A 14,449-nucleotide genomic window follows, 5' to 3' on the forward strand; every position below is an offset into this window, starting at 1 on the left:
ATTCCGGGTTCGGTGCTGCGCACCGCCCCGGAATGACGATGGCTTTACGCCACCGTCACTTCTTCACCAGCGCGCACGCCGGGTCCGGCGGGCCGAACGCCTTGTCGCCGGAGATCGTCGTGAGGATCTTGTAATAGTCCCACGGATATTTGCTCTCCTCCGGCGTCTTCACCTGCACCAGCCAGAGATCGTGCACCATCAGATTGTCCTCGCGCAGCTTGCCGTTGCGGGAGAAGAAGTCCTCGATCGGCTTCTCGCGCATCTTGGCGGCGACCTTGAGCGGATCGTCGGTGCCGGTCTCCTTGATGGCGTTGAGATAGTGCATCACGCTGGAATAGACGCCGGCCTGCCACATCGACGGCATCTTGTTCATCTTGGCGAAGTAGCGCTTGGACCATTCGCGGGTCTTGTCGTCCAGGTCCCAGTAGAACGACGTGGTCAGGAGCAGGCCTTGCGCGGCCTGCAGGCCGAGGCCGTGGATGTCGGTGATCAGCGCCAGGAGCGCCGCCATCTGCTGGCCGCCCTTGAACACGCCGAACTCGGCGCCGGTCTTGATCTCGTTCATGTTGTTGGGGGGACCTGCGGCAATGCCGATGATCTTGGCCTTGGAGGCCTGCGCCTGCAGCACGAAGGAGGATAGGTCGGGCGTTGCCAGCGGCGGCCGCACCGAGCCCAGCACCTTGCCGCCATTGGCGGTGACGACGGCGGAGGCGTCGCGCTCCAGCGAATGACCGAAGGCGTAGTCGTCGGTGATGAAGAACCAGCTGTCGCCGCCGCGCTTGACCACCGCGTCCGCGGTTCCGACCGCGAGCGCGCGGGTGTCGAACACCCATTGGATCGCGTAAGGCGAGCAGAACTTGCCGTGGAAATCGGCGGTGCCGGTGGAGTGGGTGATGAACAGCCGCTTCTTCTCGTTGGCGATGTTCTGCACCGCGAGCCCGACCGCGGAGACCGGCACGTCGACGATCAGATCGACCTGCTCGATGTCGTACCAGCGCCGCGCGAGCGAGGCGCCGATATCGGCCTTGAGCTGGTGGTCGCCGATCACGACGCTGATCGGCTTGCCGAGCACGGTGCCGCCGAAATCGTCGATCGCCATCTGCGCCGCGGTCACCGAGCCCTGGCCGGTCGGCGCGGAGGCCGGGCCGTTCATGTCGGTGAGCACGCCGATCTTGACGACGTCGTCGGAAAGCTGCGCCGACGCTGCGCCAGACAGCAGCGCCGCCATCAAGGCGGCCGTCACCGGTAGTCCAAATCTGATTGGATTCACGCTTGTCCTCCCCTGAGCCGGCTCGTTGGCCGGTGTTGCCCGGGTATGCCCGGCTGAATTGGTTTCTTTTGCAACTATTCGGGGGCAGGCGTCAACGTCAGGCCACGAAGCGGATCTGTCCCGCGGGCGAGGGATCGTAGCCGGTCAGTTCCTCGGCGCGCTGGCGCAGCCGCCTTTCGTTGAGAAAGCGGAGCAGGGACTGGATGGCGGGGCGGAAATAGCTGCGCTGCCGCATCGCGAGGTCGAGGTTCTCCCAGACCAGCGGCACGAAATCGAGACCGGCCGAGCGCGCTGCGGCGCGCGTGGCGATGCCGCAATCGGCCTGGCCGGCGCGGACCAGTTCGGCAAGATCGGGGCCTGTCAGCGCCGGCGTTTCGATGCGGCGCAGATCCCGCGTCGAGGCGCCCGCGCGCTTCAGGAGCACGTCGAGCAGCATCTGCGCGCCCGTTCCCTGTTGCCGCATCGCCATCCGGGCGCCGAGCGCGAGCACGTCGGTCAGGCCGTGCAGCCGCTTGGGATTGCCGAGCGGCAGCACGAGACCCTCTTCGCGGCGCACGAATGCGATCAGCACCGTATCGTGCAGGTCCGGCGCAGCCCGCAAGACTTCGATGCTGGCATCGCTGGCGAGATTGTCGGAGGCGTCGAGAGCGTGGAAGTGCACTGCCGCAGCCATCACCTCGTTGCGCTGCAAGCGCTCGAGCCCGCGCGCGCTGCCCTCGCTCATCGATCCCAGGCCAGAACCGGATTCGCGCAGGCTCCAATCCAGCAGCTCGTCCTGGCTGCCGCCGACGACCGGCGGCGGCTCGGCGATCAACATGCCGGCCGGACGCGCGAGGCCTGACAGCACCCAGAGGTCGAGTTCGTGCCGGGGGAATAGCCATTTCCCGGTCACTTTGCTGCAGGGGATCGCGCCGGTGGTGACGAGTTCGTAGAGCTTGCGTTCGCCGAGCCGAAGATAGTCGGCGGCTTCGCTGGTGGTCAGGAATTCCATCCTGCATTCCTATGCAAATTCTTGCTTCTTTTTGACGTCCGACGCAGGTGGAATTCTGCACTTCACATTCGTTGTCCGCGGGAACAATGCCTGATCATCTCGCTGCTTTGCAACACATCCGCACACGCGATTTCTGCTTTGGTGAACGATCTGGATCGGTCGCTCGCGCGACGGCACCTCGGCGACGTTGCCGAAACTTCCCGGCGGAGAGGCGCGAAGCCGCGTCATGAGTGCGGCGCAATCGATGATCATGATGATGGGCGTCATAACCAAGGGAACCCCGATCATGGGCCGCCTGTCCGTTTTTGCGCTTCTCTGCGGCCTTGCCGCGGGCGTTGCGGCATCGTCCGCGGAGGACCGCGGCATCGTCCTCGCCACGACGACGGCGACGCAGGAATCCGGCCTGCTCGATCATTTGCTGCCGATCTTCCGCGACAAGACCGGCATCGAGGTCACTGTGATCGCGCGGCGCGCCGACGAAGTGCTCGACGGGCCGCGACGGGGCGAGGTCGACGTCGTGCTGATGCACGCGCGGCCTCAGGAGGAGAAATTCGTGGCCGAGGGTTTTGGCGTGAAGCGCTACGACGTGATGTACAACGATTATGTGCTGATCGGGCCGAAGAGCGATCCTGTGGGCGTGAAGGGCAAGGACATCGCGACGGCACTCAAGGCGATCGAAGCCAAGGGCGCGCCGTTCGTAACGCGTGGCGATCGGTCGGGTACCCACGCCGCGGAACTCGCGCTCTGGATCGTCGCGGGCATCGATATCGCGAGCGCCAAGGGCCCCTGGTATCGCGAGGCCAAGCAGGGCATGGACGCGGCGCTCGAGACCGCGCGCGCGGCAAACGCCTATGTGCTGTCGGACCGCGGGAGCTGGATCGCCTTCAAGGATCGTGGCGATCTCGACATCGTCGTCGAAGGCGACAGGCGGCTGCTCAATCAGTACGGCGTCATGCTGGTGAACCCTGCGAAGTTTCCGAACGTGAAGAAGGATCTCGCGCAGACCTTCATCGACTGGCTGACGTCGCCGGAGGGCCAGACGGCGATCGCCGGTTACAAGGTCGACGGGCAGCAGCTGTTCTTCCCCAATTCGGACAGGTCGGGCGGTTGAGGCCGGCATCGCCAGCGGTTGCCAAAGCGGACGATGCATGGTCCATCTTGGCGAATGACCCAGCGCCTGCCGCCCTCGCTCACACCGCTCGACACCGCGCTCGCCGCCTTGCTGCGAGGCGTTGGTCCCGTCGCGCCGGTGGAGGTGCTGGCGGCGGAAGCGATCGGCTGCATCGCGGCGGGCACTCCGCTGCCTTCCGCCTATCCTTCGCGCGACATTGCGTCGGCAGACGGCTGGGCGCTGTCCGCCAATGATCTCGTCGGTGCGTCCGCTTACGCACCGCTGCCGTTGGCGATGTTGCCCGCATGGGTCGATGCCGGTGATGCGATGCCGGCGGGATGCGACTGCGTTCTCGATGCCGGCGCAGTCGAGCTAACGGGCCCGCTCGCCCAGGTGTTGGCAGAGGGCGTGCCTGGGCAGGGCGTCAGGCGCGCCGGAACCGACCTCGCCGCGCGCATGACCGCGGGGGCTGCGGGCCATCCCGTCGGTGCGGCGGACCTGATGATCGCGCGCGTTGCGGGCGTGCAGAAGCTCGGCGTGCGGCGGCCCCGATTGCGCATCGTCAATGTGCCGGGCGCATCGGCATCGGCGCAGATGATCGCCGAGCTCGCGCGCGCAGCGGGACTGGATGTGGAGACGCATGAGGCGGGCGCGCGCGAAGAAGCATCGATTGGCGATGCGCTCGATGCGTCCTGCTGCGATCTCTTGCTGACGGTCGGCGGCAGCGGCGTCGGACGGCGGGATGCAGCCGTCGCAGCGCTGGATCGGCGCGGCGAGGTGCTGGCGCATGGCGTTGCGCTCCAGCCCGGCCGCACCGCCGCGGTCGGTCGGTTCGGACACGTTCGCGTCGTAGCTTTGCCCGGCTCACCCGATCATGCGCTTGCGGCCTGGCTCGCGCTCGTGCGGCCGCTCGTCGACCGCCTGTCCGCGCGTCGGCCGCGCCGGCAGGTGACATTGCCGCTCGCACGGAAAGTCGCATCCAGTGTCGGCATCGCCGAGATCGCCTTGCTGGCCGAGGAACATCGCGCCTGGACGCCGCTTGCCGTGGGCGAATGGCCGCTTCAGGCCATCGGCCGTGCCGAAGCATGGCTGCTCATTCCCGCCAGTCACGAGGGATTTGCGGCGGGGACGCCGGTCGATGCCCATTTGATGCGGGAATGACATGGGTCCTGGCATGACGATGATGACGAAATCACCCGACCGCAGCGCGCTCGAACAGGAGCAGTTCCTCGAGGTCCTCTCGCGCGAGGAGGCGCTGGCGCGCTTCGAGGCGGCGTTGTTCCCGCGCGGGCTTGGGGGCGAAGCGCGCAAGCTCGCCGCTGCGCTCGGTGCGGCACTCGCCGAAGATATCGTCGCGTCGATCGACGTTCCGCCGTTCGACCGCTCCAACGTCGACGGTTTTGCCGTGCGTTCCGCGGATATTGCGCCGGCCGGCGAGGGCGCGCCCGTGCGCCTCGCGCTGAATGGCGAGATCATTCATTGCGGCACCGCGCCGACGTTGCAGGTGGCGGCGGGAACCGCGACGCCGGTCGCCACCGGCGGTCCGCTGCCGCGCGGCGCCGATGCCGTGGTCATGGTCGAGCACACCCAGCCGGTAGGCCTGGACGCGATCGAGGTCCGTCGCGCCGTCTCGCCGGGGCAGTTCGTCTCGTACGCCGGATCCGACATCGCGCGCGGCGAGGTACTGCTGCGCGCCGGCACCCTGATCGGCTCGCGCGAGATCGGCATGCTGGCGGCTTGCGGTGTTGCCGAGGTGAGTGTCGCGCGCAAGCCTCGGGTAGCCGTGATCTCCACCGGTGACGAACTGGTTCAGCCCGGCCAGCCGCTCGGGCCTGCCGAGATCTACGATACCAACGGCGCCATCATCGCGGCCGCGGTCGACGAGAATGGCGGTGAGGCCGTCTTCCTCGGCGCCATTCCCGACGATGAAGCCAGGCTCGAAGCGGCCATGCGCGGGGCGCTCGCGGACTTCGACATGCTGGTGCTGTCCGGCGGCACGTCGAAAGGCGCGGGCGATCTCTCCCACCGCATCATCGGCCGGCTCGGTCAGCCCGGCATCATCGCGCATGGCGTTGCGCTCAAGCCCGGCAAGCCGCTGTGTCTTGCGGTGTGCGATGGCAAGCCGGTGGTGATCCTGCCGGGCTTTCCGACCTCGGCGATGTTCACCTTCCACGACATGATCGTGCCGGTGCTGCGCAGGATGGCCGGCCTGCCGCCGCGCTCCGACGCGAAGGTCGACGCAACCGTGCCGGTGCGCATCGCCTCCGAGCTCGGTCGCACCGAATTCATCATGGTTTCGCTGGTCCAGGGCAGGGATGGCCTCATCGCCTATCCCGCCGGCAAGGGGTCTGGCGCGATCACGTCATTTGCGCAGGCTGACGGCTTTCTGCGCATCGATGCGCTTGCGGACCAGATGCCGGCCGGGACCGAAGCCGAAGTGACGCTGTTCACGCCGCATGTGCGCGTGCCCGATCTCGTCGTCGTCGGCAGCCATTGCACCGGGCTCGATCTCGTCACCGCACGGCTCGCGCATGCCGGCCTGAGCGTGCGCTCAATTGCGGTCGGGAGCCTCGGCGGGCTTGCGGCGGCCAAGCGCGGCGAATGCGATCTCGCGCCGATCCACCTGTTCGACGATAGAAGCGAGACTTACAACACGCCCTATCTCGTCGAGGGGCTTGAACTCGTGCCGGGTTGGCGGCGGATGCAGGGCATCGTGTTCCGCAAGGGCGACCGGCGTTTCGAAGGCCTGAATGCGAAGGAAGCGGCGGCTGCCGCGCTCGCCGATCCCGCCTGCATCATGGTCAACCGCAACCAGGGCGCCGGCACGCGTATCCTGATCGATCGCCTGCTCGGCGGTGTGCGGCCTGACGGCTACTGGAACCAGCCCCGCTCGCACAATGCGGTCGCGGCGGCCGTCGCCCAGCATCGCGCCGACTGGGGAATGACCATTGCGCCGGTCGCCCATGCGGCTGACCTCGGCTTCATTCCGCTCGCAGAGGAGCATTATGATTTCGCGCTGGTGACCGCGCGCAAAGCGCGGCCGGCGGTGCAGGCCTTTTTCGATGCACTCGGCTCGAATGAAGTGCGCGCGGCGCTCGAGCGAGCCGGTTTCCGGCCCGCGTAGAGTGGTCGCTGCCGGTCTCCGGTCGGGGTTCAAGACGTCATGAACTTGGATGGCGGGCGCTACGACCAAGGAATATGAGCCAAGTCATGACCGCGTCGATGCCCTTCAATGTCCGCAAGCTTGCTACACTCATCGCGACGGCCGGAACGCTGTTCTGGCTCTACACCTTCTATCACATCGCGAATGTCCCGCAGGGGGACCGCACCGGCTTTCAATGGCTCGCGGTGTTTCCGCTGGGCATGATCTTCGGGGTGTTCTTCCTGCCGGCCTGGCTACTCGTCGCGCTCGGCCGTTTGCCCCGATTCACTGCCGTCTTTGGTCTTTGCGGCCTGATCGCCTTTGCGATCATCTGGGCGCAGCTTCTCAACGAGTTTCCGAAATCGTAAAGCCGCTAGGGCGCATCATCCAACGCCGCGAGCCGCTCGGCCTCGGCGACGTCCTCGACCGTGTTGGCATTGAAGAACGGATCGAGCGGCTCGATGGGCCATGTCACGGTTGCGAGCGGATAACGCGCGGTCCAGCGGTCGATCTTGCGGAGATCTTCGACGACCAGGGCGTGGCGCAAGTCGTCGCGCAAGGCGACGCGCCACAGCCCGATCACCGGATGCGACTGGTCGCCTGATGCGGCGACCGCAAGCTGTGCGTTGTTGCGCTCCCGCGCCTCATGCAGGCGGGCGACGAGGTCTCGGGGCAGGAACGGGCAATCGCCGGCGGCGCTGAGCACCCATTCGGTCTCCGGCCGGTTCGCCGCGGTCCAGTCGAGCGCGGCGAGGATGCCGGCGAGGGGGCCGGGAAAGCCGGGCACGTCGTCGGCGACGACTTGCAGGCCGAACGCAGCAAAGCGGGCGGGATCGCCGTTGGCGTTGAGGATCAGGCCGCCGCACTGGGGCGAAAGGCGCGCGATCACGCGCTCCAGGATCGTGCGCCCGCCGATGGTGCGCATCGGCTTGTCGCCGCCGCCCATGCGCCGCGCGAGTCCGCCGGCGAGCAGCACGCCGAGGGTCGACGGAACACGCGTTGCCGGAATCCTAGTCGTCACCGCCTTCACCCTTGCGCTTGTGCCTGGCCGATTCCTCCTCGACGTAAGCGAGGTTCTGGTCGTAGACGATGCGTTCCTCGCCTGCGAGCGCAATGAAGCGCTTTCCACGGGTGCGTCCCACCAGCGTCAGCCCGACCTGCCTTGCAAGATCGACGCCCCAGGCGGTGAAGCCGGAGCGCGACACCAGAATCGGAATGCCCATGCGGACGGTCTTGATCACCATCTCCGAGGTGAGACGCCCGGTGGTATAGAGGATCTTGTCGCCAGGCTCGACGCCGTGGCGGTACATCCAGCCCGCGATCTTGTCGACGGCGTTGTGGCGACCGACGTCTTCGGTGTAGCAGAGCGGGGCGCCTTCCTTGCACAGCACGCAGCCATGGATCGCGCCGGCTTCGAGATAGAGCGAGGGCATCGTGTTGATGGTCTGCGTCATCTGGTAGAGCCAGGAGGTGCGCAGCTCGGCCATCGGTAAGGCGACGCGCTCGACGGCCTCTAGCAGATCGCCGAAGGCGGTGCCTTGCGCGCAGCCCGAGGTTTGCGTGCGCTTCTTCAACTTGGCCTCGAAATTGGTGTGGTGTTCCGTGCGCACGACGACCACCTGGAGGTCGTCGTCGTATTCGACCTCGGTGACCGCGTCGTCATATTTCAGCATGTTCTGGTTCAAGAGGTAGCCGAGCGCCAGATATTCCGGATAGTCGCCGATCGTCATCATGGTGACGATCTCCTGGGCATTCAGGTAGAGCGTCAGCGGCCGCTCCATCGGCACCTTGATCTCGACCCTGGCGCCTGTCTGGTCGGTCCCGGTCACGCTCTGGGTAAGGCGCGGGTCGTCGGGGTTCGGGATGATCAGGGGCACCGGGGCTTTGTCGATCTTCATCATGGCGGCGAGGCTAGCATGACATTCGGGTCAAGCCGATATATGCATGGCGGGCAGATAACGAAATGCCGCCTCGTCCTCTTTGCGAGCGCAGCGAAGCAATCCGGACTGCCACGCTGCGCTCGCAAAGACGGGGGAGGCCGGAGGTTCCATCGGCCAGCAGGCCGTTGGCGGAGTCGAACGTTTATGAAAGTCATCGGCCTTGCAGGCTGGAGCGGTGCGGGAAAGACCACGTTGTTGACGCGGCTGATCCCGCATTTCAACGCGCAAGGCCTGCGTGTCTCCGTCATCAAGCATGCGCATCACCAGTTCGACGTCGACGTGCCCGGCAAGGATTCCTGGCGGCATCGCGAGGCCGGAGCGGCGGAGGTCCTGGTTGCGTCGTCGAACCGCTGGGCCTTGATGCACGAACTCCGCGGCGCGGCGGAGCCGCGGCTGCCGGAGCTGCTCGGCAAGCTCTCCGCGGTCGATCTCGTCGTGGTCGAGGGGTTCAAGCGTGAGCCGCATCGCAAGATCGAGGTGCATCGCGCCGGCAACGGCAAACCACTGCTGTTTCCCGATGATCCCGGGATTGCCGGGATCGCGAGCGACGTCGCGATTGACACGAGGCTGCCGACTGTCCATCTCGACGATATCGCGGCTGCTGCAGCGTTGATGCTGCGTGCGGCGATGTCGGTCGAGGAAGCGGTGGCAAAGAGCGCCGCGATACGCTGACGAGGCACCATGGCGCAACTATCGGACGATTGCTTTGCCTTTGGCGGCCCGATGATGTCGGTCGACGAAGCCGTTGGTCTCATCACGACGCGCGTCAATGCGATCGCCGATCTCGAAACCGTGGCGCTGGTCGATGCGGACGGCCGCGTGCTGGCGCGCGACGTGGCCTCACCCTTGCCGCTGCCGCCGTTCACCAACTCCGCCGTCGACGGTTACGCCGTGCGCAACGCCGACCTTCCGGCAAGCGCCGAACAGGCATTCCCGCTCGACGGCCGGATCCAGGCCGGCGGCCGTGCGCAAGCGCCAATCAAGCCCGGTCACACCGCGCGCATCTTCACCGGCGCACCGATGCCGCCGGGCGCCGGGACCGTCTTCATGCAGGAGGACGTCCGCACCGATAATTCCGGCAGGATCGTGTTGCCGCCAGGCCTGAAGCCCGGCGCCAATGTTCGTCCCGCAGGCGAGGACATTCCGCATGGCCATGTTGCGCTCCGCGCCGGCCAGCGCCTGCGGCCGCAGCATGTCGCCCTTGCCGCCGCGTTCGGCCTGACAAGGCTCGACGTCATCAGGCGCATCCGGGTCGCCGTGTTCTCGACCGGCAACGAGCTGGCCTCGCCTGGCGAACCTCGCGCCGCCTCGCAGCTGTTCGATTCCAACCGCTTCATGCTGATGGCGATGCTGCGCCGGCTCGGCTGCGAGGTCAGCGACCTCGGCGTTCTGCGCGACGAGCGGACGTCGCTTGCGAGCGGCCTGAAGCAGGTTGCAGGTGACCACGATTTGATCCTCACCACCGGCGGTGTCTCGACCGGAGAGGAGGATCACGTCAAGGCCGCGGTCGAGAGCATCGGCTCGCTGGTGCTGTGGCGGATGGCGATCAAGCCCGGCCGTCCCGTGGCGATGGGCATCATCGATGGCACGCCGCTGATCGGATTACCCGGCAATCCCGTCGCGAGCTTCGTGACGTTCGTCCATGTGGTGCGACCGACCGTCTTGGCGCTCGCGGGTGCCCTGCCGGAGCCGCTGACGCCCATCCCGCTGCGCGCGGCGTTTACTTACAAGAAGAAGGCCGGCCGGCGCGAATATGTGCGCGCCTCGCTGCGGCGCGCACAGGACGGCGGACTCGAGGCGATCAAGTTCCCGCGCGAAGGGGCCGGGCTGCTGTCCTCGCTGGTCGAGACGGACGGCCTCGTCGAGCTCGGCGAGGAGATCACGAATGTCGAGCCGGGGCAGGACGTCGGCTTCCTCTCCTACGCAGATCTGCTCTAGGCCCTTTGCGTTGACGAGATCGATCGGTCCCGCCATGTTGCGGCCATGACCAGAACGATGCTCGATCTCACCGGGCTGAAATGCCCGCTGCCCGCCTTGAAGACGCGCAAGGCGCTCAAGCCTTTGCAGCCGGGCGATCAGCTCGAGGTTCACTGCACCGATCCCCTGTCGGTGATTGACATTCCGAACCTGATCCGCGAGACCGGCGACAAGGTCGAGATCACCGAGCGCAACGAGGCGCGCATCGTGTTCCTGGTCGAAAAGAGCGGCGCCCCGTAGAAAGGCGAATGTTCACGGCGGCGACGTTTGACTATGCTGCGCCTGCGGGGGAAACGGCCGGTGCTTCGCCGCAATGCGAAAGGCGTCGATTATTGCGGTGGATGATCTCAAACCTAAGACATCGGGCATGACTTTCTCAACATCGAGGGCCGCAAGTCCCGCAGTGGGCCGCGAGCCTGCCGTCAAGCTCGGCAAGGCGGCTGCAGGGCCGGAGTTCAGCGCGCTGGCGCAGGCTTCCATCCTGATCGTCGATGACGAGCCGGGCATGCGCAATTTCCTGGTGCGCACGCTTGCGCCGCGCTGCAAGCTGGTGGACGAGGCGGCCGACACCGACCAGGCCTCGCGCAAGCTCGATTCCAACCGCTACGACGTCGTCATTCTCGATAACATCATGCCGGGCAAGAATGGCGTCGATTGGCTCGCCGAGCAGCGCGCCGTCGGCTTTTTCGCCGATGCCATCCTGATCACCGCCTATGCCGACCTCGACACCGCGATCCAGGCCTTGCGCGCCGGTGCGGCCGATTTCGTGCTCAAGCCGTTCCGCTCCAACCAGATCCTCAACGCGGTGGCGCGATGCCTCGACCGCGTCCGCCTCCAGCGCGAGAATTATGTCCTGCGCTACGCGTTGCGTGCCTCGTCCGACCGCACCTTTCTGCGCGACAATCTGATCGGGCAATCGGCAGCCACGCTGCGCGTACGTGAGACCATCGCGCGTGTCGCGCGCCTGCCGACCTCGATCCTCCTCACCGGTGAATCCGGCACCGGCAAGGAAGTGGCAGCGCGCTCGATCCACTCGCTCTCCGACCGCGCCGACAAGCCCTTCGTGCCCGTGAATTGCGCGGCGATCCCGCCCGACATGATCGAGGCCGAGCTGTTCGGACACATCAAGGGCGCCTTCACCGGCGCAGATTCGGGGCGCGAGGGCCTGTTCCTGTACGCGCATGGCGGCACGCTGTTCCTCGACGAGATCGGGGAACTGCCGCTGCCGATGCAGAGCAAGCTGCTCCGCGTGCTCGAAGACCGCCGCGTTCGTCCGGTTGGCTCCGAGCGTGAAGTTCCGGTCGACCTGCGCTTCATCTTCGCGACCAACGCCGAGCTTCAGAAGGAGGTCGAGAGGGGCCGTTTCCGAGCCGATCTGTTCTACCGGCTCAACGTGATGCAGATCCGCCTGCCGCTCCTGAAGGATCGCGGCGATGACGTGCAGGAGCTTGCTACGATCTTCATGAGCAAGCTGTCGGTTCAGCTCGGCATGCCGCCGGTGCCGATCGACGCCTCGGTGCGGGCGGCGCTCGCAAGCTATGACTGGCCGGGCAATGTGCGCGAGCTCCGCAACTTGATCGAGCGCACGCTGATCCTCGGTGCCTTCCCCGACGATTTCGCCGGTCCCCGCAACGACGGTCAGTCGGCGCCTGCCGACAGTCTCGCGGAGCTGGAGCGCCGTCACATTCTCGGCGTGCTGAAGGAGGTCAATGGCAACCGCGAGGAGGCGGCTCGGCGCCTCGGTATCTCGCGCAAGACCATCGACCGCAAATGTGCGTTGTGGGATGTCTGATGCTGCCGGCCGCAGCGACGAGCCCGTGCGGGGACGCTCCGTCCGCTTTCGGCTACTTGCGATCGCGTTGCTGCCGATGCTGGTCATCCTGCCGCTCCTGCTCGGCGTTGCGATCTATCGCTGGAACGCGAAATTCGACGCGACCCTGATCTCCAAGGTGAACGGCGATCTCACCATCGCCCACCAATATCTTGCCCGCATTCTGGACAAGACCGGCGTCCAGATCCGGGCGCTCAGCCTCTCGGCTCGCTTCCACGAGGTCCTGGCGCCGGATGCGCGCGGCACCCTGCGGGATCTGCTCGAGGAGAGCCGCAAGGAGATCGGTCTCGATTTCCTGTATCTGACCAACAGTCGCGGCGACGTCCTGGCCTCATCGCCGCCGTTGCAGCGTCGACCGAGAATCGACTGGCCGATCATCGTGTCGGCGCTGTCGGGCCAGGTCCCTGCGACGGGCATCGACATCTTTGACAATGACGAGCTCGCCGCAATTTCGCCGGCTCTGGCCGAGCGCGCGCGATTGGACCTCGTGCCGACCCCGAACGCGGTGCCGACCGACCGCAGCACGGAGACGCGCGGCATGGTCGTGCATGCGGCGAGTCGGGCGGTGCTGCCCGACGGTGGCGCCGCTGCGCTCGTCGGCGGTACGCTGCTCAACCAGAATCTCGAATTCATCGACACGATCAACGATCTCGTCTATCGCGCGGCGAGCCTGCCGGAGGGCAGCCAGGGCACCGCGACGCTGTTCCTCGACGATGTGCGGATATCGACCAACGTCCGTCTGTTCGAGGGACGGCGCGCGCTCGGCACGCGCGTGTCGGCGGCGGTGCGCTCGGCCGTGCTGGGCGAGGGGCGGACCTGGCTCGACAGCGCCTTCGTGGTCAATGACTGGTACATCTCCGCCTACGAGCCGCTGGTCGACAGTTACGGCAAGCGGATCGGCATGCTCTATGTCGGCTTCCTGGAGAAGCCGTTCAGCGAAGCCAAATACCAGACCTTGGTGATCATCGTCGCAGCGTTCATCGCGATCACCGCCGCGACCGTGCCGATCTTCCTGCGCTGGGCGACCTCCATCTTCATGCCGCTGGAGCGCGTCACGGCGACGATCACCGAGGTGGAGCGCGGGAACCTCTCCGCCCGCACCAGGATGCCGGTGCTGGGTGACGAGATCGGCCGCGTCGCGGTTCATCTCGACAGCCTGCTCGACCAGATCCAGGAGCGCGACCGACAGCTCCGGGAGTGGAATGAGGAACTGAACGTCCGCGTGCGGGAGCGCACCCGGGACCTCGAGCACGCAAATCTCAAGCTCGAGGCAACCACCAAGCAGCTCATCATGTCCGAGAAGCTGGCTGCGATCGGCGAGATCACCGCGGGCGTTGCCCACGAGATCAACAATCCGATCGCCGTGATACAGGGCAATCTCGACGTCATCCGCAGCGTGTTCGGGGCCGATGCCGACAAGGCCAAGGTCGAGTTTCGCCTGCTCGACGAGCAGATTCACCGCATCAGTCAGATCGTGACCAAGCTGTTGCAGTTTGCGAGGCCCGAGGAATATGCCGGCTATGTCGAGCGCCATGCGCCGACCAGCGTCATCTCCGACTGCCTGCCGCTGGTGCAGCATCTTCTGAACAAGACCGAGATCGCCGTGGTCAGGGACGACCGCGCCAACCGGCTCGTGCTGATGAACCGCAACGAGCTGCAGCAGGTTCTGGTCAATCTCATCGTCAACGCGATACACGCCATGCCGGACGGCGGAACCCTGACGCTCCGCTCCTTCGATGCCGAACGCGACGGGCATCGAGGCGTCGCCATCGAGGTCGCCGACACCGGCATCGGCATGAGCGCCGAGGTGATCGAAAAGATATTCGATCCCTTCTACACCACGAAGCGGCGGCAAGGCACCGGTCTGGGCCTCTCCATCAGCCAGACGCTGATCGAGCGCCAGGGCGGACAGATCACGGCCGAAAGCCGTGTCGGATCCGGAAGTACATTCACGGTGTGGCTGCCGGAAGCGTCCTGATTGGACATTTTGTCCGGGGGGCTCAGGACATTCTGTCCTGCGCAGCACATTGCGCTGCGGGAAGTCGTTGAATCGTCACGATGCGACTCTTGGCACGCGCGTTGCTCATCTCAGGACAGGGTGTTGAGGGGGATGAGGGCGCGATAGCCGTCATTGCAACGCTGCTTGGGAGGCGAAGTGACTCGCCCGCGATCAGCTGCTTGCTCTGT

General features: G+C 66.1%; 13 protein-coding genes. 9 read left to right on the plus strand and 4 right to left on the minus strand.

Annotated elements, in window-relative coordinates:
• Window positions 1–55: 55 nt before the first annotated feature.
• Entirely contained in the window at window positions 56–1,270 is a 1,215-nt protein-coding gene (locus ACYCVF_RS08740; RefSeq protein ID WP_459602954.1) for an ABC transporter substrate-binding protein, read from the minus strand.
• 97 nt (window positions 1,271–1,367) lie between these two features.
• Window positions 1,368–2,261: a substrate-binding domain-containing protein gene (locus ACYCVF_RS08745; RefSeq protein ID WP_459602952.1), complete on the minus strand. Its 894-nt coding sequence runs from the start codon at window positions 2,259–2,261 to the stop codon at window positions 1,368–1,370.
• Window positions 2,262–2,547: 286 nt separating this feature from the next.
• Between ACYCVF_RS08745 and ACYCVF_RS08750 the strand changes: the two genes are divergently transcribed.
• From ACYCVF_RS08750 to ACYCVF_RS08765, 4 genes are all read left to right on the plus strand, one after another.
• Complete coding sequence (locus ACYCVF_RS08750) at window positions 2,548–3,372, plus strand: ABC transporter substrate-binding protein (protein ID WP_459603393.1); 825 nt, start codon at window positions 2,548–2,550, stop codon at window positions 3,370–3,372.
• 54 nt (window positions 3,373–3,426) lie between these two features.
• Entirely contained in the window at window positions 3,427–4,533 is a 1,107-nt protein-coding gene (locus ACYCVF_RS08755) for a molybdopterin-binding protein (RefSeq protein ID WP_459602950.1), read from the plus strand.
• 13 nt (window positions 4,534–4,546) lie between these two features.
• The gene (locus ACYCVF_RS08760) at window positions 4,547–6,496 is read left to right on the plus strand and encodes a molybdopterin biosynthesis protein (RefSeq protein WP_459602948.1); all 1,950 of its coding nucleotides are present in this window, start codon (window positions 4,547–4,549) and stop codon (window positions 6,494–6,496) included.
• Between the two features lie 86 nt (window positions 6,497–6,582).
• Entirely contained in the window at window positions 6,583–6,882 is a 300-nt protein-coding gene (locus ACYCVF_RS08765; RefSeq protein WP_459606535.1) for a hypothetical protein, read from the plus strand.
• Window positions 6,883–6,887: 5 nt separating this feature from the next.
• Here ACYCVF_RS08765 and mobA read toward each other — a convergent pair whose 3' ends face one another.
• Window positions 6,888–7,535, minus strand: coding sequence for a molybdenum cofactor guanylyltransferase MobA (gene mobA / locus ACYCVF_RS08770; RefSeq protein ID WP_459602944.1), 648 nt, complete (start codon window positions 7,533–7,535; stop codon window positions 6,888–6,890).
• Window positions 7,525–8,415 (minus strand): formate dehydrogenase accessory sulfurtransferase FdhD, encoded by an 891-nt coding sequence (locus ACYCVF_RS08775; RefSeq protein ID WP_459602942.1) that lies wholly within the window; start codon window positions 8,413–8,415, stop codon window positions 7,525–7,527. Before ACYCVF_RS08775 ends, mobA begins: the two co-directional genes overlap by 11 nt.
• A 183-nt stretch (window positions 8,416–8,598) precedes the next feature.
• Here ACYCVF_RS08775 and mobB point away from each other — a divergent pair, with 183 nt between their 5' ends.
• The 5 genes from mobB to ACYCVF_RS08800 all read left to right on the plus strand — a co-directional run bounded on the left by mobB (window position 8,599) and on the right by ACYCVF_RS08800 (window position 14,240).
• Window positions 8,599–9,126, plus strand: coding sequence for a molybdopterin-guanine dinucleotide biosynthesis protein B (gene mobB / locus ACYCVF_RS08780; protein ID WP_459602940.1), 528 nt, complete (start codon window positions 8,599–8,601; stop codon window positions 9,124–9,126).
• 9 nt (window positions 9,127–9,135) lie between these two features.
• Window positions 9,136–10,392 (plus strand): molybdopterin molybdotransferase MoeA, encoded by a 1,257-nt coding sequence (locus tag ACYCVF_RS08785; RefSeq protein WP_459602938.1) that lies wholly within the window; start codon window positions 9,136–9,138, stop codon window positions 10,390–10,392.
• A 45-nt stretch (window positions 10,393–10,437) separates the two neighbouring features.
• A complete protein-coding gene (locus ACYCVF_RS08790) occupies window positions 10,438–10,671 on the plus strand; it encodes a sulfurtransferase TusA family protein (RefSeq protein WP_061024365.1) in 234 nt (77 codons plus the stop codon).
• 127 nt (window positions 10,672–10,798) lie between these two features.
• Window positions 10,799–12,223, plus strand: a complete 1,425-nt coding sequence (locus ACYCVF_RS08795; RefSeq protein WP_082770440.1) for a sigma-54-dependent transcriptional regulator — start codon at window positions 10,799–10,801, stop codon at window positions 12,221–12,223.
• Window positions 12,216–14,240 (plus strand): sensor histidine kinase, encoded by a 2,025-nt coding sequence (locus tag ACYCVF_RS08800; RefSeq protein WP_459602935.1) that lies wholly within the window; start codon window positions 12,216–12,218, stop codon window positions 14,238–14,240. Before ACYCVF_RS08795 ends, ACYCVF_RS08800 begins: the two co-directional genes overlap by 8 nt.
• Window positions 14,241–14,449 lie beyond the last annotated feature (209 nt).

The sequence above is a fragment of the Bradyrhizobium cedriense genome (assembly GCF_054602315.1).